Annotated in this window: 17 protein-coding genes and 1 tRNA gene; 9 read left to right on the forward strand and 9 right to left on the reverse strand. The window is 72.1% G+C overall.

All coding sequences use genetic code 11. From position 1 onward, the window contains the following. The first annotated feature begins 93 nt into the window (after positions 1 to 93). The 4 genes from T328_RS21610 to T328_RS21625 all read left to right on the forward strand — a co-directional run bounded on the left by T328_RS21610 (position 94) and on the right by T328_RS21625 (position 3885). A complete protein-coding gene (locus T328_RS21610) occupies positions 94 to 1281 on the forward strand; it encodes an efflux RND transporter periplasmic adaptor subunit (protein ID WP_496497769.1) in 1188 nt (395 codons plus the stop codon). Continuing rightward, entirely contained in the window at positions 1278 to 2018 is a 741-nt protein-coding gene (locus T328_RS21615; RefSeq protein ID WP_496497770.1) for an ABC transporter ATP-binding protein, read from the forward strand. The genes T328_RS21610 and T328_RS21615 overlap by 4 nt, the downstream gene beginning before the upstream one ends. Continuing rightward, entirely contained in the window at positions 2015 to 3238 is a 1224-nt protein-coding gene (locus tag T328_RS21620; RefSeq protein ID WP_496497771.1) for an ABC transporter permease, read from the forward strand. The genes T328_RS21615 and T328_RS21620 overlap by 4 nt, the downstream gene beginning before the upstream one ends. Before the next feature lie 170 nt (positions 3239 to 3408). Further along, positions 3409 to 3885, forward strand: coding sequence for a hypothetical protein (locus T328_RS21625; RefSeq protein WP_496497772.1), 477 nt, complete (start codon positions 3409 to 3411; stop codon positions 3883 to 3885). Positions 3886 to 3996: 111 nt separating this feature from the next. On the opposite strand, the gene T328_RS21630 is transcribed toward T328_RS21625, so the two are convergent. The 6 genes from T328_RS21630 to T328_RS21655 form a co-directional block, all read right to left on the reverse strand. Continuing rightward, the gene (locus tag T328_RS21630; RefSeq protein WP_496497773.1) at positions 3997 to 5238 is read right to left on the reverse strand and encodes a sensor histidine kinase; all 1242 of its coding nucleotides are present in this window, start codon (positions 5236 to 5238) and stop codon (positions 3997 to 3999) included. A 79-nt stretch (positions 5239 to 5317) separates the two neighbouring features. After that, positions 5318 to 5971 carry a response regulator transcription factor gene (locus T328_RS21635; protein WP_496497774.1) on the reverse strand — a complete coding sequence of 218 codons (654 nt, stop codon included), beginning with the start codon at positions 5969 to 5971 and terminating at the stop codon, positions 5318 to 5320. Positions 5972 to 6291: 320 nt separating this feature from the next. Continuing rightward, positions 6292 to 7062, reverse strand: coding sequence for a DUF8758 domain-containing protein (locus T328_RS21640; protein ID WP_496497775.1), 771 nt, complete (start codon positions 7060 to 7062; stop codon positions 6292 to 6294). 88 nt (positions 7063 to 7150) lie between these two features. Beyond that, positions 7151 to 7831, reverse strand: coding sequence for a DUF488 family protein, N3 subclade (locus T328_RS21645; RefSeq protein ID WP_496497776.1), 681 nt, complete (start codon positions 7829 to 7831; stop codon positions 7151 to 7153). Between the two features lie 242 nt (positions 7832 to 8073). Then, positions 8074 to 8147 (reverse strand) — tRNA-Pro (locus T328_RS21650). A 12-nt stretch (positions 8148 to 8159) separates the two neighbouring features. Further along, positions 8160 to 9131 carry a metallophosphoesterase gene (locus T328_RS21655; RefSeq protein WP_496497777.1) on the reverse strand — a complete coding sequence of 324 codons (972 nt, stop codon included), beginning with the start codon at positions 9129 to 9131 and terminating at the stop codon, positions 8160 to 8162. Between the two features lie 95 nt (positions 9132 to 9226). On the opposite strand from T328_RS21655, the gene T328_RS21660 reads away from it, so the two are divergent. After that, entirely contained in the window at positions 9227 to 9694 is a 468-nt protein-coding gene (locus tag T328_RS21660) for a GatB/YqeY domain-containing protein (RefSeq protein ID WP_496497778.1), read from the forward strand. Between the two features lie 112 nt (positions 9695 to 9806). Here T328_RS21660 and T328_RS21665 read toward each other — a convergent pair whose 3' ends face one another. After that, a complete protein-coding gene (locus tag T328_RS21665; protein ID WP_496497779.1) occupies positions 9807 to 12128 on the reverse strand; it encodes a transglycosylase domain-containing protein in 2322 nt (773 codons plus the stop codon). A 385-nt stretch (positions 12129 to 12513) separates the two neighbouring features. Here T328_RS21665 and T328_RS21670 point away from each other — a divergent pair, with 385 nt between their 5' ends. Then, complete coding sequence (locus T328_RS21670) at positions 12514 to 12870, forward strand: WhiB family transcriptional regulator (RefSeq protein ID WP_027753002.1); 357 nt, start codon at positions 12514 to 12516, stop codon at positions 12868 to 12870. A gap of 170 nt (positions 12871 to 13040) precedes the next feature. Here T328_RS21670 and bagB read toward each other — a convergent pair whose 3' ends face one another. Further along, positions 13041 to 14282 carry an ATPase BagB gene (gene bagB, locus T328_RS21675; RefSeq protein ID WP_496497780.1) on the reverse strand — a complete coding sequence of 414 codons (1242 nt, stop codon included), beginning with the start codon at positions 14280 to 14282 and terminating at the stop codon, positions 13041 to 13043. Further along, positions 14279 to 15262: an ATPase BagA gene (bagA, locus tag T328_RS21680; protein WP_496497781.1), complete on the reverse strand. Its 984-nt coding sequence runs from the start codon at positions 15260 to 15262 to the stop codon at positions 14279 to 14281. Before bagA ends, bagB begins: the two co-directional genes overlap by 4 nt. A 96-nt stretch (positions 15263 to 15358) precedes the next feature. On the opposite strand from bagA, the gene sp36 reads away from it, so the two are divergent. The 3 genes from sp36 to T328_RS21695 all read left to right on the forward strand — a co-directional run bounded on the left by sp36 (position 15359) and on the right by T328_RS21695 (position 17060). Then, positions 15359 to 15514, forward strand: coding sequence for a Sp36 family protein (sp36, locus tag T328_RS21685; RefSeq protein WP_106963055.1), 156 nt, complete (start codon positions 15359 to 15361; stop codon positions 15512 to 15514). Continuing rightward, positions 15514 to 15981 carry a RidA family protein gene (locus T328_RS21690; RefSeq protein ID WP_496497782.1) on the forward strand — a complete coding sequence of 156 codons (468 nt, stop codon included), beginning with the start codon at positions 15514 to 15516 and terminating at the stop codon, positions 15979 to 15981. Before sp36 ends, T328_RS21690 begins: the two co-directional genes overlap by 1 nt. Positions 15982 to 16082: 101 nt before the next feature. Beyond that, complete coding sequence (locus T328_RS21695) at positions 16083 to 17060, forward strand: NUDIX hydrolase (RefSeq protein ID WP_496497783.1); 978 nt, start codon at positions 16083 to 16085, stop codon at positions 17058 to 17060. Positions 17061 to 17293 lie beyond the last annotated feature (233 nt).

Below are 17293 nucleotides of genomic sequence, written 5' to 3' on the forward strand. Positions count from 1 at the left end.
CCGGCATGCAGACGATGCCAATTCCCGCGGCCGCCGCGGCCGTCCTCCTCGCCCCCGGCCCGACCTGCGGCGACAACATGCGGAGGCCGAGCCATGATCGAGCCTGAGACCACGACGGGGAACACGACGGAGACCGCGACCCCGAGGCGGCAGCAGGACCCGGAGCCGGAGCAGGCGCCCGAGGACGCCCAGGTGCCGTCCCGCCGACGACGTCGTGGGCTCTGGGCGTCGGTGGCCGTCACCACCGTGGTGGCGGTCGGCGCGGTGGGCGCGGTGTACATGGGGCGGGACGACGGCGGGACGACGGCGGAGCAGCCCTCGAAGCTGCCGACGGCGAAGGTGATCCGCACCGACATGGTCAGCACCACCGAAGCGGACGGCACGCTGAGCTACAGCGGCGAACACACTGTGCTCGCCGAGGGCACTGGGCGGATCACCTGGCTCCCCGGCACCGGCGACGTGATCAGGCGCGGCGGCCGGGTGTACGGGATGGACGGCCACTCAGTACCGCTCTTCTACGGATCGACCCCGTTCTGGCGGGACCTGCAGAAGGGGATGTCCGACGGGTACGACGTCCTGGAGCTGGAGCGCAACCTGAACGCGCTCGGCTACGGCACCTACCTGAGCGTGGATCGCACCTACACCGCGGCGACCGAGACGGCCGTCAAGGACTGGCAGGAGGACCTGGGTGCCACCGAGTCCGGCGTGGTCGAGCCCGGCGACGTGGTGATGCAGCCGGGCGGGCTCCGGGTGACCCAGGTCGACGCGGTGCTGGGAGGCCCGGCGTCCGGCGGCGTGCTGACCGCCAGCGGCACCGAGCGGCGGATCACCGTGGATCTGCCGGTCAGCGACCAGGACATGGCGAAGCGGGGGGCGAAGGTCGAGGTGAAGCTGCCGGGCGGGGAGACCACCACCGGGCGGGTCTCCTCGGTCGGCAAGGTGGCGACAGCCGGGGACACCAACTCCCAGTCGCAGACCGGGGACGGCACCGAGAACGCCACCGTTCCGGTCTACGTCGCGCTGGACGACCAGAGCGGCGCGGGGGACCTGAACGGCGGCCCGGCGACGGTCGGGTTCGCCAGCGTCGAGCACAAGGACGTGCTGGCCGTGCCGATCAACGCGCTGCTGGCGTCGGCGGACGGGAGCTACCACGTCAAGGTGGTGAACGCGGCCGGGAAGGCCCGTTCCGTACCGGTCCGGCTCGGCATCTTCGAAAACGACGACGTCGAGGTGAAGGGCGACCTCACCCCGGGGATGAAGGTGCAGGTGCCTCGCTCATGACCCACGGGATCACCGCCGCCGGTGCGATCTCGGCCGACCAGGCGAACGCCGGGGAGACCACCGCGGTCATCGCGGTAGAAGACGCCACCAAGGAGTACCCCGGCGGGGTGAAGGCACTGCGCCGCGCGTCGCTCGCCGTCCACGCCGGCGAGTTGGTCGCGATCGTCGGACCGTCGGGCTCGGGCAAGTCGACGCTGCTCAACCTGATGGGGACGTTGGACAGGCCGAGCTCCGGCCGGGTCCTCATCCAGGGGTACGACGTCGCCGAGCTGACCGACCGGCGGCTGGCCACGGTGCGGGCCCGCTGGATCGGGTTCGTTTTCCAGCAGTTCTTCCTCACCCCGCACCTGTCCGCTCTCGACAACGTTGCGACCGGGCTGCTCTACCACGGCTTGCCTCCCCGCCGACGGCGCCGGCTGGCGCAGGTCGCCCTGGAGCGCGTCGGCCTCGGCCATCGTCTGCACCACCGTCCGAACCAGCTCTCGGGCGGCGAGAAGCAGCGGGTCGCGATCGCCCGCGCGGTCGTCGGCGATCCGCCGCTCGTGCTCGCGGACGAGCCGACCGGCAATCTCGACACCGCTTCCGGCGCCGGGGTGCTGGAACTGCTCACCGAACTGAACCGGGACGGCACCGCCGTCGTGGTGATCACTCACGACCTGGAGGTCGCGGCCACGCTGCCGCGGCGCCTGGAGATCCGCGACGGCCGGATCCACGCCGATACGGGGGTGGCTGCATGAAAGCCCTGCCAGACACGGGGGTGGCGGTGAAATCCCTGCCAGAGCCGGTATGGCTGCGCGCCGGCGACCTCGCCGCGGTCGGCATCGACGGGCTGCGCGGCCGGCCGTTGCGCGCCGTGCTGTCCGCGCTCGGCATCGCCATCGGCGTCGCCGCCATGATCGCTCTCGTGGGCATCAGCACCGCCAGCCGGGCGGCACTGATGGCCGAGATCGAGGAGCTGGGCACCAACCTGCTGACCGTCGAGCCCGGGACGACGCTGACCGGAAAGGACTCGCGGCTGCCGGCAGGCGCGGAGGGGATGGTCTCCCGCGTACCCGGGGTGACCGCGGTATCCGCGACCGGCCTGGTGGAGGACGCGACCGCCCGCCGCACCGACAAGATCCCGGCGGAGACGACCAGCGGCATCGCGGTGCAAGCAGGCCGGCCCGACCTGCTCAAGACCATGGGCGGCACCCTGCGGTCCGGCGCCTTCCTCAACGAGGCCACCAGCCGGTACCCGGCGGTGGTGCTCGGCGCCGACGCGGCCGAGCGGCTCGGCATCGACCGCGCCGGCGAGCACGTCTACATCGACGGGCAGTGGTTCCTGGTCGTCGGCGTACTCGACGAGGTCGCCCTCGCCCCCGAGATCGACCGCTCGGCCCTGGTCGGCTGGTCGTACGCCGCCCGCCTGGGCTTCGACGGCAACGTCACCACGCTGTACGAGCGGTCCACGGACGCGGCGGTGGAGTCGGTGCGCAGCGTGCTGGGTTACACCGTCAATCCCGAGCATCCGGAGGAGGTGCTGGTCAGCCGCCCCTCGGAGGCGTTGACCGCGCAGGCCGCCGCGGAGCGCACCTTCAACGGGCTGTTCTTCGGCCTCGGCGCCATCGCGCTGCTGGCCGGCGGCGTCGGCATCGCGAACATCATGGTGATCTCGGTACTGGAGCGGCGACAGGAGATCGGGCTGCGCCGGTCGCTGGGTGCGACCCGCGGACAGATCCGGCTGCAGTTCCTCACCGAGTCGGTGACCCTCTCGGTGCTCGGCGGGGCGGCCGGGGTGCTCATCGGCCTCGCCACCTGCCTCGGCTACGGCGGCTACCGCGACTGGCCCGTCGCCCTGCCCGGTCAGGCCATCGCCGGCGGCGCCCTGGCAGCCGTCACCATCGGTGCGCTGGCCGGCGTGTACCCGGCCCGCCGTGCCGCCAACCTGACCCCCACCGAGGCCCTCGCCACCAGCTGACTGGTCCCTTCCCCGGGCCCGTCGCCGGGGGTGTCTCCGCGTCGCCGAGACGACGCGGAGACACCCCCTTCGGTCTGCTCGCGCCGCCATCGGTCCGTGCCGAGCGTCCGGCCGACGACGACGGACGACGGTCACCGGGGGGAAACCTCCTGGCGGCCAGGCTGGTGGGCATGAAGACACACACTTTCGCCGCGGCGGCTCTCGTGGCCGCCGCCTTCTTCGGGGTGACCGCGTGCGGCGGCGGCTCGTCCGACGGGAGCGGGACCTCGTCGGCAGATGAGGGCCCCATGCACCAGAAGTTCCAGAAGTGCATGGAGGAGCACGGCATGGACGTACCTGACCCCGCCCAGGTGAAGGAGGGCGAGTTCGAAGTCCAACCCCCCGGGGAATCCTCCGCCGAGCAGGAGGCCGCCCGGGCGGCCTGCGCGAAGTACGCGCCCAGCGACAACGCCAACGAGGACATCACGGAAGCCGACCAGGACCGTGCGCTGAAGAAGGCCGAGTGCCTGCGCGAGCAGGGGATCGACGCCAAGGACCCCGAGCCGGGAACCCTGGACATCGGCATCGACGACGCCAGAATCTCCCAGGAGAGGCTCGTCGAGGCCTTCGGCCTCTGCAACAAGCAGGTCGGAGGCGAGGAGGGCTGACGGGGGTGGACTGGGCCGGGCCGCCGCCGGGTTCAGGCGGTCAGTGCCCGGGTCCAGGAGCCCGGCGCGGGTCCAGGGGTCCGGTACCGGGCTCAAGGCTCAGCGCCGGGCTCAGGCGGTCAGCGCCGGGGTGCCGACCGGGAGGGCCACCCGGACCGAGAGGCCGCCACCGGGGTTGGCCGTCGCGTGCACGGTGCCGTCGTGGGCGTGCGTGATGGCGGCGACAATGGACAGGCCGAGGCCCGCGCCCTCGGGCGACCCGGTCCGGTCCCTGCGCAGCCGCCGGAACGGCTCGAACAGCTCGTCGACCTGCTCCGGGGGCACGTGCGGGCCGGAGTTGCGGACCACGAGGCCGCCGTCGGGGAGCAGCTCGACCTGGACGTGCCCGCCGGCGACATTGTGCCGGATCGCGTTCTGCACCAGGTTGGCGACCAGGCGGGTGAGCAGCGTCTCGTCGCCGTAGACGGTGACCGGCCGGGCGGCTGCGGTGAGAGTGACGCCGCGGCGCTCGGCGAAGGCGAGCTGTTCGCCGACGACCTGGTCGACCACGAAGGCGAGATCGACCGGGGCCCGGACGGTCAGCTTCTGCTCTCCCTGCGCGAGCACGAGCAGGCCCTCGATGAGCCTCTCGGAGCGCTCGGTGACGCGCAGCAGCTCGCCGCGGATCCTGGCCACGCGCTCGGGTGACGGGTCGGCCAGGCCGACCTCGATCGCCGTCCGCTGGATGGCGAGCGGGGTACGCAGCTCGTGGGAGGCGTTGGCGACGAAGCGGCGCTGGCCGGCCACGGAGCGGTCCAGCCGGTCGAGCATGGCGTCGAAGGTGTCGGCGAGCACCTTGAGTTCGTCCTGCGGTCCGGTCAGCGCAATGCGCTCGTGCAGGTTGGAAAGCGACAGCCGGCGGGCGGTGGCGGTGACGCGGCGCAGCGGGCGCAGCAGCCGCCCGGTGAGCCACCAGCAGACCACGAACGCCAGCAGCACGATCACCGCGCTGGCGGCCACGATGATGACGAGCTGGGTGCCCGCCAGCTCTTTCTGCAACTGCGCCTTCTCCTGCGCGATGAAGGTCGAGCCGGGGCCCGGCACGTCGAGGGGGGCGGCCGGTGGCCGCTTGTACGGCACCGCCGAGCAGGGGAGGTGCGAGGGCCGCAGCGGGCAGGGGAGCCCGGCGACCGAGCCGGACGAGACGAACCCGTCCACCTTGCCGTCGACGACCCACTGCTGGAACCGCTGGGCGACGAACAGCACCACCGCGGTGATGAGCGTGAACACACCGCCGTAGAGCAGCGTCATCCGGGCCCGCACCGAGCCGCCCGGCATCGAGGGGACGTGCCGCACGATCCGTACCAGCCTCACGACCTGCACCTGCTTCCTGCGATGGTCGACACGTACTCGGCCCGGCGCCGGCGGACTCGCCGCGCCCCGGGCCACCGGGTCACAGCCGGTAGCCGCTTCCCGGCAGGGTCACGATGACGGGCGGGTCGCCGAGCTTGGCCCGGAGCTTGCTCATCGTCACCTTGACCGCGGTGGTGAACGGGTCGGTGTGCTCGTCCCAGGCCCGTTCCAGGAGCTCCTCCGTGCTGACGAACGCGCCCTGCGCGCGCATCAGGACCTCTAGCACCGCGTACTCCTTGCGGGACAGCGCCAGGCAGCGGCCGTCGCGGGTGGCCTGCCGGGTGGCCGAGTCCAGGACGATGCCGCCGCGCTCCAGCACCGGCGGCAGGGGCGGCGCGGCGCGGCGGCCCAGTGCGCGCACCCGGGCCACCAACTCGTCGAAGACAAAGGGCTTGGCGAGGTAGTCGTCCGCCCCCAGATTCAGCCCCGCGACCCGCTCGTGCACCGCTCCGGAGGCGGTCAGCATCAGGATGCGCACCTGCCCGCCGGCCCGGGCCAGCTCGCGGCAGACATCGTCGCCGTGCACTCCCGGCAGGTCCCGGTCCAGCACCAGGACGTCGTAGGCATTGACCGAGAGCCGCTCCAGCGCGCCGGCCCCCTCATAGGCGACGTCGACCGCCATCGCCTCCTTCTCCAGCCCTTCGGCCACCAGATCCGCGAGGAAACGCTCATCCTCGGCCACAAGAATCCGCATGCCCTGCATTCCCGCAGATCCCGGATAAGAGGGGGGTTAACGTACGCGAGCCGAGCGGGCGAAGGCGACGAACCTCCGATGAGAGGTATGCGGCGGACCGCAGCGCCGCCAAACTGGCCTGCGAGCATGCGCTAGGCGCATGCGCCAGGCGCATGCGGCCGGGCGATGCGGATGCCGGTCATCACCGCCTCGAACCGCGGGGCATCGCCCGCCTGCCCGGCCACCGAGGACCAGCCACAACGGCCTCTGACCCCACTCGCAGGCCCAGATGCCGCTCGGTGGACGGAGGCGCCCTCACGGTGCGTGCTGCCGCCCCGGCGCTACGCGCCTGCCCACGCGAAGGTGTGCTCGCCGGTCAGGTCTGGGAAGACGACGGCGTCCCCGCGCCGCTCGGCGAGCCCCCCGTCGACGGGCCGGCCGTGGTGCCAGACGGTCCTGCGTCCATGCGATCGCGCGCGGGGCGCCGAGCGTGGGGACGGCGACCGCTCCCGCGGTGTGCGGCGGGGCGTCGGCGGTGAGGGTGAACGAGCGGCTGCCGCGCCGCCGGCGTACGGAGAGGGGGCCACCGGGGACCGGGACGCGGCCCTGGGCCCAGTCGAGGTCGGCTGGCTGGGCGCTGTCTTGGAGGCGGACCAGGCTTCAGCCGGGGTGAGCCGGAAAGTGACCTCGACGGGCTGGAAGATGCCGAGGGAGGTCCCTCGTTGCTCCTTGTCCCTCTTGATGGCGCACAACGACGGCGCGACCAGAGGCTCGACGTACTGATACCGCTTCTTCCAACCAGCGTCCGGCGGCACGGAACCCACGAACTCCAGGGTGGCCAGGTCGGGTCGCAGACGCTCCGGCCGCGAGTCCCGCTTCTGGCCGTGTGGCTCTACATCGACCTCGATGATCGAGTATTTCGAGAACTGGGCGTCCTCGGCGAGCAGCCGAAACGGGACGGGGAATAACCGCACATGCCTGGGCGCCCCCTGATCCAGACGGATGCCGGCCACACAACTGGTCTCCCGGTACTTGTTGGACAGCTCCGGATACGTCTTGACCGTGATCATGATCCGTGCGCGCTGCCGTTCCCCGAATGCCGACGACGCCATGGTGTGCCCCCTCCATCGATCTCCCCGATCTGATTGGAAGAGAGGTATGCACCGCTGGCAAGGGCGCGTGCGAAAGCCGGGGGCGAAGTCAGGCCAAGGGATTCACCGGCACGGAGACCCGGCTGCGGACCGTCTCCAGGACGACCTGCCGGTGGCAGCGGCTCTCGTCCTTCTCGAAGCACAGCACCGCGACCCGCGATGCTTGGGCGTGCTCCGCAAGGCGGTCAAGGTCGGCCTGGGCTTCGTCGGACCGCAGAAGGCTGCGGAAGCGTGCCCGACCCACTTCGACGCGGCCGTCCCAGAAGGGCTCCCGGTTGTCCTTCGGGTTGCCCAGGCCACGCAGGTGTATGTACTCGATGCCAGCCTCGGCCAGGGCCTCCTTGAGGCGCGTCTTGCTGAAGCCCTTCTTGCGGCTGATCGGGGTGAGCCGTACGTCCGCCACGATGCTGACACGGCTGTCGACGAGCGCGGCGACGAACGAGTCGATGTCGCGTCCTTCGTATCCGGCGGACCAGAGACCGGGCGTGACCTGGGCCGCCTGGAAGAGATTGTCGAGGGGGACCGCAAGAGCCTCGGCCACCGCGCCGACGGTGAAGAATCCTGGCTGGGTCGCTCCCTCGCTCTCCAGGCGGCCCAGTGTCCCGACGGAGATGCCCGCTTCCTTGGCCAGCCGTTCACGCCTCCACCCCCGGTCCTCCCGCAACGCCCGTACCCGCCGGGCGAGCGCACGAGCGTGGTCGTGCGGAGGCGTTGGGTGATGACCTGCCATGTGCGGTGTTCCTCACGACCGTTGGGGCGGCCCGCCGCGGTGTTCCTGTCGGCTACGAGCCCTGGATTCGCGAATGTGCAGGTCCGAGGGCGCGTGCGCGCTGCGTTTCCTGCGGCACTGGAGACCGCTCCTCGGAGAAGCCGACCAAGATCTTCTCCCGGTTCTCTCCCAAGCGATCTCCAGGAATCACTCAGGGGCCCGATCCATTGAGTGGATCAAGCCCCTGACCTAGTGCTTTGCTGTCGGGGTGGCGGGATTTGAACCCACGGCCTCTTCGTCCCGAACGAAGCGCGCTGCCAAGCTGCGCCACACCCCGTGACTGCGAGCACTACTGTAGCCCACCCTGGCGGGTCGGGTGAAATTCGTTTCCGGGGGTGGGGGTCAGCGTGAGGAGCGTGGCTTCGGGGGGGCAGGCGAAGCGGAAGGGGGTGTAGCGGTTGGCGCCGCAGCCGGCGGAGACGTGGAGGGCTGCGCGGTGGGGGCCGGTGGTGTGGGAGGAGAGGCCCTTGACGCGGCCGGTGTCCAGGTCGCAGTTGGTCACCAGGGCGCCGTAGAAGGGGATGCAGAGCTGGCCGCCGTGGGTGTGGCCGGCGAGGATCAGGGGGTAGCCGTCGGCCGTGAAGGCGTCGAGGACGCGCAGGTACGGGGCGTGGACCAGGGCGAGGGAGAAGTCCGCGTCCGGGTCGGGGCCGCCGGCGACCGCGGTGTAGCGGTCGTGCTTGATGTGCGGGTCGTCCAGGCCCGTCAGGCCCAGCACCGCGCCGCTGTCCAGCTTGAGCCGGCCGCGGCTGTTGTCCAGGCCCACCCATCCCGCCGCGTCGAAGGCGTCGCGCATGCCCTCCCAGGGGTTGCGGGGCACGTTGCGGCGGAGGCGGTCGCGGCCGTTGAGGCCGTGTATGCCGCGGGCCTTCTCGATCAGGTAGCGGCCGGGGTTTCGGAACGTCGGCGCATAGTAGTCGTTCGAGCCGAAGACGTACGTCCCCGGGAAGTCCATCAGTGGTCCCAGCGCGTCCAGCAGCTCCGGTACCGCGTCGGGGTCCGACAGGTTGTCCCCCGTGTTCACCACCAGGTCCGGCCGCAGCCCCGCCAGCGACTGCAGCCAGCGACGCTTCGCCCGCTGGCCCGAGACCATGTGGATGTCCGAGACCTGCAGGACGCGCAGCGGCTGCATGCCCTGCGGCAGTACGGGGACGGTGACCCGGCGGAGCCGGAAGGCGCGGGGTTCGACGGCGGCCGCGTAGGCGACGCCGCCCGCCGAGAGGGCGGCCAGGCCCAGGGGCACTCCGTTTCGCGCGCGCATCGTCCTATCGTCGCAGAGGGATGGCATACGGGTCGCCCCTGGGCCTCCTCCCGCGCCGTCGAACGGCCGCCGGTGCGGCATGGGAGACTCCGACCATGACCACGCTCAAGTCGAAGCTGCAGGCCGACCTCAGGGTCGCCATCAAGGGCCGTGACGAGCTGCGCGCCGCCACCCTCCGTATGACGCTCACCGCGATCACGAAGGAGGAGGTCGCCGGCAAGGAGGCGCGCGTGCTCTCCGACGACGAGGTGCTGAAGGTGATCACCCGCGAGGCCAAGAAGCGGCGCGAGGCCGCGGACGCCTTCGCGGAGGGCGGCCGTGCGGAGTCCGCCGAGCGGGAGCGTGCCGAGGGCGAGGTGCTCGCGGACTACCTGCCGAAGCAGCTCGGCGACGAGGAGCTGGCCGCGCTGGTCGGCGAGGCCGTCGCCGAGGCGAAGGCGGGCGGGGCCGAGGGGCCGCGGGCCATGGGTGCCGTGATGAAGATCGTGAACCCCAGGGTCGCCGGGCGGGCGGAGGGCGGGCGCGTGGCCGCCGCCGTCAAGCGCGCCCTCGCGGAGGGGTGACGCGTACGGAGGGTGCGGCCCAGCCCGGTCCGGGGTCAGGTTCCCGGTAGCCGGTAGCCGGTAGCCGGCGGTCGGCGGCCTGTAGGTCCGTACGGCCTGCGCGCCCCCCGCCTCAGCCGCCGTCCGGCCAGCCTCCCGGGCCGCTGTTGCCGTTCCCGCCGTCCGACCAGCCGCCGTCCAGGCCACCGTCCGTCGTGCCCCCGTCGAGCGTGCCGCCGTCCGTCGTGCCGCCGTCGAGGGTGCCGCCGTCCAGGGTGCCTCCGCCGCCGTTGCCGTTCCCGCCGCCGTTGCCGCCTCCGATGAGGCCGCCCAGCGGGTTGTCCGGCTTGTCCTCGTCCTCGTCGTCGTCATCCTCGTCCCGGTCCGGGCGGTCCGCCGCCACCGGGACCTTGTACAGCGCCGGCGACGTCTTGCCCGCCAGGGCGCCGTCCATCGCGTCGCGCCAGATCGGGCCGGGGACCGCGCCGCCGAAGACGCGGGCGTGGTACGTGGGGCCGATCTGGATGTTCTCCATGGAGACGTCGTCCGTGGGCCCGCCGACCCACACGGCGCCGGCGAGGTCCGAGGTGTAGCCCACGAACCAGGCGGCCTTCCGCTCGTCCGTCGTACCGGTCTTGCCCGCGTTGTCCCGTCCCGTCAGGCCCGCCTCCTGGCCGGTGCCGTCCTCGACGACGCCCGACAGCAGGGTGTTGATCGTGCCCGCCGTCTTCTCCGACATGACGCGCTTGCACCGCGACTTCGGCACCGGGAGCTTCCTGCCCTGGGCGTCCTTGATCGACTCGATGGCGATCGGGCTGCAGTACTCGCCGCGGTTGGCGAAGGTCGCGTACGCGTTGGCCATCGACAGCGGCGCGATGGTCTGGCCGCCGAGGGTGAGCGAGGGGGACTCCTCCAACTCCCCGCCGTCGCCCCGGTGGACACCCATGCTCTGCGCCAGCTCCTTGACGGGGCAGATGCCGATCTCGGAGATGAGGGCGACGAAGTAGGTGTTGATGGACTTCGCGGTGGCCTCGCGCATGCTGTACGGGCCGACCTCCTCCTCCGTCTCGTTCGCGACGTCGGAGCCCTCGGTGTTGACCCAGTTCTTGCCGTCCTCGCAGGTCTCCACCGGGCTGGGGTACGCCATCTCATTAGGAGACGGGTAGACCTTGGTGTTCGGCACGCCCTTCTCCAGCGCGGCCGCGGCCGTGAACGGCTTGAAGGTGGAGCCGACTTGGAAGCCGTAGTTGGACCCGTTCATGGACTTCTCCACGGACAGGTTGATCATCGTCTCGTTCTTGCCCGACCCGTACGGCCTGGACTGCCCCATCGCGCGGATCTTGCCGGTGCCGGGCTCCACCATGCTCACGGCGGTGGCGACGGAGTCGTCCTGGTAGACGTGGCTCTTGATCGACTCGTCGGCGGACTTCTGCGCCGCCGGGTCGAGTGTGGTGCGGATGGTCAGGCCGCCGCGGTTCCAGCGCTTGAGGCGCTGCTCCCGCGTCTTGCCGAAGCTCTTGTCCTTGAGAAGTACTTCGCGTACGTAGTCACAGAAGAACCCGGCGCCGCTGACGGCGGTGATGCAGCCGCTGCGCGGCTCGCTGACCTTGAGGCCCAGCGACTCGGCCATGGCCTTGTCGGCCTCGGCCCGGGTGACGTAGTCGTTGCTGACCATGCGCCGCAGCACGGTGTTACGGCGCTTCTCGGCCTCTTCCGCGTCGTTGATCGGGTCGTACCGGCTCGGTGACTGCACGATGCCGGCGAGCATCGCGGACTCGGCGAGGGTCAGCTTGTCGGCGGACTTGCTGAAGTAGCGCTCGGCGGCGGCCTCGATGCCGTACGCCTGCTGGCCGAAGAAGGCGATGTTCAGGTAGTTCTCCAGGATCTCGTCCTTGGTCAGTTCCTTCTCGACCTGGATCGCGTACTTCAGCTCCTGGATCTTGCGCCCGAGCGTCTGCCGGGTGGCCTCGGCGACCTTCTCGGCGTCGTTGCCCGCCTCCTCGACGAAGACGTTCTTCACATACTGCTGGGTGAGGGTGGACGCGCCCTCGGAGACCGTGCCGGACTGCGCGTTGCTGTTGAGTGCCCGCAGGATGCCCTGGAGGTCGACGGCCCCGTGGTCGTAGAACCGCTCGTCCTCGATCGCGACGATCGCCTGCCGCATCACCGGCGCGATGTCGTCGAACTCGACGACCGTGCGGTTGCGGGAGTAGACGTCGGCGAGGTGGCCGCCCTCGCGGTCGAGGATGGTGGTCTTCTGGCTGAGCGGCGGGCGCTTGAGGTCCGCGGGGATGTCGTCGAACTCCGAGACCGTGCCCTTGGCCGTCAGGCCCAGCAGACCGGCGGCGGGCAGCGCGAGGCCCGCGAGCACGGTGCCGGCGAGGACGCTGACGCCGAGGAACTTCGCGGCTTGCTGCGTGGCGGTGAGTCCGCCGCCCGGGCGCTTGTAGGCCATGGGGTCACCCTAACTTCTGATTCCCCGGACAGCCGCCCGTCTGTTCGCCTACGCTGCTTTCGGCCATCACCACCGGCCATGGTTCACCTCACCTCCTGGTTCACTCCAGTGGGTGATGAGGCTTGACCGAATTGACGACATGTGACGGTCGAGGTCCGTTTGTAGGCGCGCGCTCCGCCCGCTTTGACCGGATTGTCCTTAGCCGGGAGCGCTCACTCCGGTGGGTGATCTGCTGCGTACGCATAGTCCGTTCGGGCCATTCAACTTTGGGCCTGACGGGGGTGTTGCGTTGCCGCACTCCTTCCGTAACGTCCTCAACTGGCAACGGTGCATATGCCCGTTGCCGCCGTGGGGGAGCCTCAATTCGGGAGAGGACGGCACCAGCATGAGCTGGGTTACCGACTGGAGCGCACAGGCAGCCTGCCGCACTGCCGATCCGGACGAGCTGTTCGTGCAAGGCGCGGCGCAGAACAGAGCAAAGGCGGTCTGCACCGGATGTCCGGTACGCACCGAATGCCTCGCCGACGCCCTCGACAACCGCGTCGAGTTCGGCGTATGGGGCGGCATGACGGAGCGCGAGCGGCGGGCGCTGCTGCGCCGCCGGCCGACGGTCACGTCGTGGCGCAGACTGCTGGAGACGGCGCGCGAGGAGTACGAGCGCGCGGGGACGCCGCTGCACGAGGGCGCCCTGCACGAGGACGCTCTGCGCGCGGCGGAGGAACTGCCGGTCGCCGCAGGCTGACCTCGGGCTCCGGGGCCCTGCCCTGCGCCCTGCTGTGAGCCCGCCCTGAGTTCGTCCTGTGGCCGCTGCTACGGGCCGCGCGCCGGCCGTGCGCCGTACGCCACGGCTCCGCCCCCCTGCGCCACGGCTCCGCTCCTCCCCGCGTGCGCACGGGCCCGCGTGCCCGGCGCCTACGTGCCCGGCGACGCCTGCGACATCAGCCGCTCGGCCACGTCCCGTAGCCCCGCGAGGTCGTGCACATCCCCCGGCAGCGCCGTGACCTGGGCCACGGGGACCTCAGGGTGCAGAGCCGCGAAACGGTCCCGGGTACGGCGCTCGTGCGCGAGGACCTGCATCCGTTCCGCGTGCAGCCGCAGCAGCGCCGCCGCGCTCGTACTCCCGGCGCTCGTACTCCCGGCACCCGTAGTCCCCGCGCTTGCGGCGCGTACGCCCTCCGCCCCCGCGCTCTTCGCGCCGCCGCCCGCGTCCTCCACGCCCCGCTCTTCCAGCGCCTCCGCCGCCGCCAGCGCCCGCTCCGCGCTCAACTGCGCCGCGTCGCTCTCGTGCACCCGGTTGAGCACCAGCCCCGCCAGCGGCATCCGGTCCGCCTCCAGCCGTTCGACGAAATAGGCCGCCTCCCGCAGCGCGTCCCGCTCCGGCGTCGCCACCACCAGGAAGGCCGTACCCGGCGCCTGCAGCAGCCGGTACGTCGCCTCCGCGCGCGTACGGAAGCCGCCGAAGAGCGTGTCCATCGCCGCGACGAACGTCTGCACGTCGCGCAGCAGGGAGGAGCCCAGCAGCTTGCCGAGCGTCCCCGTCATCATCGACATCCCGACGTTGAGGAACTTCATCCCCGCCCGGCCGCCCGCCTTCGCCGGCGCGGTCAGCAGCCGGATGAAGCGCCCGTCGAGGAACGACCCCAGCCGCTTCGGCGCGTCCAGGAAGTCCAGCGCGGAGCGGCTCGGCGGGGTGTCCACGACGATCAGGTCCCAGGAGTCACGGGCCCGCAGCTGGCCCAGCTTCTCCATCGCCATGTACTCCTGCGTGCCGGCGAAGCCGGCCGACAGTGACTGATAGAAGGGGTTCTCCAGGATGGCGCGGGCCCGGTCGGCGTCCGCGTGTGCTTCGACGATCTCGTCGAAGGTGCGCTTCATGTCGAGCATCATCGCGTAGAGCTCGCCGGGTCCCTCGATGCCCTCGACCCGGCGCGGGCTGTTGTCCAGGGCGTCGATGCCCATGGACTGGGCCAGCCGCTTCGCCGGGTCGATGGTGAGCACGACGACGCGGCGCCCGCGCTCCGCGGCCCGTACGCCGAGGGCGGCGGCCGTCGTCGTCTTGCCGACGCCGCCGGCGCCGCAGCAGACGACGATGCGGGTCTGCGGGTCGTCGAGGAGCGCGTCGGCGTCGAGGCGGGGCGCGGTGTCGAGGCTCACAGGGGCCACTGCTTTCCCAACTCGCCGGACAGCCGGTAGAGGCCGGCCAGATCCACTCCCTCGGTGAGCAGCGGCAGCTCGTACTGCGGCAGCTCCAGCCGCGCCAGCGCCGCCCGCTGCGTACGCTCCAGGGCCAGCCGCTGCGTGTGCTCGCGCGCCTGCCGCAGCAGCGGGGCGACCAGCCGCTCCGCCCGCGCGCCCCGGCTCGCGCCGCCCAGCCCGGCGGCGGACAGCGCGGTGGCGAGGGCGGCGGGGTCGGCTTCGGCGCGTTCCAGCACGGCGTCGTCCATGAGGGCCGGGCGCACCATGTTGACCACCGCGGCGCCGACCTGCAGCCCGGCTTCGCGCAGTTCGGCGACGCCGTCGACGGTCTCCTGCACGGGCATGTCTTCAAGGAGGGTGACGAGGTGCACCGCGGTACGGGCCGAGGTCAGCACCCGCATCACGGACCGGGCGTGGTTGTGGATGGGCCCGGCCTTGGCGAGCCCGGCGACCTCGGCGTTGACGCCCAGGAAGCGGGTGATGCGGCCGGTCGGCGGGGCGTCCATGACCACCGCGTCGTACGCGTGCCGCCCGTGCTTGTCCTGACGGCGGGCCGCCTCGCACGCCTTGCCGGTGAGCAGGACGTCGCGCAGGCCGGGGGCGATGGTGGTGACGAAGTCGATGGCGCCGAGGCGGCGGAGGGCGCGGCCGGCGCTGCCCATGCGGTAGAACATCTGCAGGTAGTCCAGGAGGGCCTGTTCGGCGTCGATGGCGAGCGCGTACACGTCGCCGCCGCCCGGCGCCGACGCGATCCGCCGCTCGCCGTACGGCAGCGGCTCGGTCTCGAAGAGCTGGGCGATGCCCTGCCGGCCCTCCACCTCGACGAGCAGCGTGCGCCGGCCGTCGGCGGCCAGGGCCAGCGCCAGGGCGGCGGCGACGGTCGTCTTGCCGGTCCCGCCCTTGCCGGTCACCACGTGCAGCCTTTGGAGCCCGCTCATGTCCGCGAGCCTAATTCCTCGTCGCGCAACTCAGCAGACCGCCTCCGGCCGACGGTCCCAAGCGGGGGACAGTCGGGGCGGGCTACAGTCTGGCCCATGACGAAGTGGGAATACGCGACCGTGCCTCTGCTCGTACACGCCACCAAGCAGATTCTGGACCAGTGGGGCGAGGACGGCTGGGAGCTCGTCCAGGTCGTGCCGGGGCCGAACACCGAGCAGCTGGTTGCCTACCTGAAGCGGGAAAAGAGCTGATGGCGGGGCGGGTCGAGGCCAGGCTCGCGGAGCTGGGGCTGAGCCTGCCCGAGGTCGTGCCGCCGCTGGCGTCGTACGTGCCCGCGGTGCTGAGCGGGCCGTACGTGTACACCGCCGGACAGCTCCCGATGGTCGACGGCGCGCTGCCGGTGACCGGGAAGGTCGGGGCGGAGGTCACGCCGGAGGAGGCCAGGGAACTGGCGGCGCGCTGTGCGCTGAACGGGCTGGCGGCGATCAAGTCGGCCGCCGGGGACCTGGACCGGGTCGTACGGGTGGTGAAGGTCGTCGGCTTCGTCGCCTCGGCGCCGGACTTCACGGCGCAGCCGGGCGTGATCAACGGGGCCAGCGAGCTGCTCGGCGAGGTGCTGGGCGAGGCGGGCGTGCACGCGCGCAGCGCGGTGGGGGTCGCGGTGCTGCCACTGGACGCGCCGGTGGAGATCGAGTTCCAGGCGGAGCTGGGCGCGTAGGCGGGGCGCGCCGATGCCGGAGTTGTCCACATAGCGGGGGTTGTCCACAGGCTGTGGTTGCCCCCTCGAACATGCCGACGGCAGCACGTAGGCTCCCGGTCATGTCCGAAATGAACGCCGCTGACGCCGCGGCCGGCGCTGACGCCGCGAGTGCGGCTGACACCGCGAACGCCGCTGACGCCGCGGCCGGTGTCGGCGACGGCGCGAACGGCGCCGGCGACGGCGGGAACGGCCGGTGGGCGCCGCCCGCCGAGCGCGTTCGCGCGCTCGCCCGCGGCGAGCTGACGCCCGTCACGCCGCGCCGCGCCGCGACGGTGCTGCTGCTTCGCGGCGCGGCGCCCGACGGCCCGTGGGTGTACATGCTGCGGCGGCGTGCGTCCATGGCCTTCGCCGCCGGTGCGTACGCCTACCCGGGCGGCGGCGTCGACCCGCGCGACGAGCGCCCGATGGACCCGGTGGCCTGGGCCGGGCCGTCGCCGGCGGAGTGGGCGGCGCGGCTGGGGGTGGCCGAGCCGGTGGCGCAGGCGGTGGTCTGCGCGGCCGTACGGGAGACGTTCGAGGAGGCCGGGGTGCTGCTGGCCGGGCCCTCGGCGGCGGAGGTGGTCGCGGACATCACGGGGGCGGACTGGGAGGCCGACCGCGCCGCGCTCGTCGCCCGCGAGCTGGGCTTCGCCGACTTTCTGGCGCGTCGCGGGCTGGTCGTACGGTCCGACCTGCTCGGCGCCTGGGCGCGCTGGATAACCCCGGAGTTCGAGGCCCGGCGGTACGACACGTGGTTCTTCGTCGCCGCCCTCCCCGAGGGCCAGCGCACGCGGAACGCCTCGTCGGAAGCCGACCGCGCCGAGTGGGTCAGACCCGCCGACGCGGCCGCGGGGTACGACCGGGGCGAGCTGGCGATGATGCCGCCGACGATCGCGACGCTGCGCCGGGTCCGGGACTACGGGTCGGCGGCCGAGGCGCTGAGCGCCGCCGGGGAGCAGGACCTGGCGGCGGTGCTGGCGAAGGCGAGGATGGAGGGGGACGAGGTGGTGCTGAGCTGGCCGGGGCACGCGGAGTTCACGATGAGGCTGCCGTCGTGAGGGCGGCGGCGCCGGGGGAGGCGGCATGGCCGGTGTGGGGCGGGCGTGGTCGCGGGCAGCGGTGCCCTGGCCGCGGCGGCGGGGGCGGTCGTATGACGGACGCAGTGGCAGAGGTGGTCGTATGACGGGCGCGGCGGCGTGGGAGGCGTATGACGGGCGCGGCGACATGGGAGGCCATATGACGGACGCGGCGACGTGGGTGGCCGTATGAGGGTCGCGGCGAGGTGGGTGGC

It is taken from the genome of Streptomyces sp. CNX435 (genome assembly GCF_059570575.1).

Bases quoted from the DNA above. Each gene is read 5' to 3' on its own strand.
- T328_RS21610 (WP_496497769.1), top strand. From the start codon at position 94: ATGATCGAGCCTGAGACCACGACGGGGAACACGACGGAGACCGCGACC.
- T328_RS21615 (WP_496497770.1), top strand. From the start codon at position 1,278: ATGACCCACGGGATCACCGCCGCCGGTGCGATCTCGGCCGACCAGGCG.
- T328_RS21620 (WP_496497771.1), top strand. From the start codon at position 2,015: ATGAAAGCCCTGCCAGACACGGGGGTGGCGGTGAAATCCCTGCCAGAG.
- T328_RS21625 (WP_496497772.1), top strand. From the start codon at position 3,409: ATGAAGACACACACTTTCGCCGCGGCGGCTCTCGTGGCCGCCGCCTTC.
- T328_RS21635 (WP_496497774.1), bottom strand. From the start codon at position 5,971: ATGCGGATTCTTGTGGCCGAGGATGAGCGTTTCCTCGCGGATCTGGTG.
- T328_RS21640 (WP_496497775.1), bottom strand. From the start codon at position 7,062: ATGGCGTCGTCGGCATTCGGGGAACGGCAGCGCGCACGGATCATGATC.
- T328_RS21645 (WP_496497776.1), bottom strand. From the start codon at position 7,831: ATGGCAGGTCATCACCCAACGCCTCCGCACGACCACGCTCGTGCGCTC.
- T328_RS21655 (WP_496497777.1), bottom strand. From the start codon at position 9,131: ATGCGCGCGCGAAACGGAGTGCCCCTGGGCCTGGCCGCCCTCTCGGCG.
- T328_RS21660 (WP_496497778.1), top strand. From the start codon at position 9,227: ATGACCACGCTCAAGTCGAAGCTGCAGGCCGACCTCAGGGTCGCCATC.
- T328_RS21665 (WP_496497779.1), bottom strand. From the start codon at position 12,128: ATGGCCTACAAGCGCCCGGGCGGCGGACTCACCGCCACGCAGCAAGCC.
- T328_RS21670 (WP_027753002.1), top strand. From the start codon at position 12,514: ATGAGCTGGGTTACCGACTGGAGCGCACAGGCAGCCTGCCGCACTGCC.
- bagA (WP_496497781.1), bottom strand. From the start codon at position 15,262: ATGAGCGGGCTCCAAAGGCTGCACGTGGTGACCGGCAAGGGCGGGACC.
- sp36 (WP_106963055.1), top strand. From the start codon at position 15,359: ATGACGAAGTGGGAATACGCGACCGTGCCTCTGCTCGTACACGCCACC.
- T328_RS21690 (WP_496497782.1), top strand. From the start codon at position 15,514: ATGGCGGGGCGGGTCGAGGCCAGGCTCGCGGAGCTGGGGCTGAGCCTG.
- T328_RS21695 (WP_496497783.1), top strand. From the start codon at position 16,083: ATGTCCGAAATGAACGCCGCTGACGCCGCGGCCGGCGCTGACGCCGCG.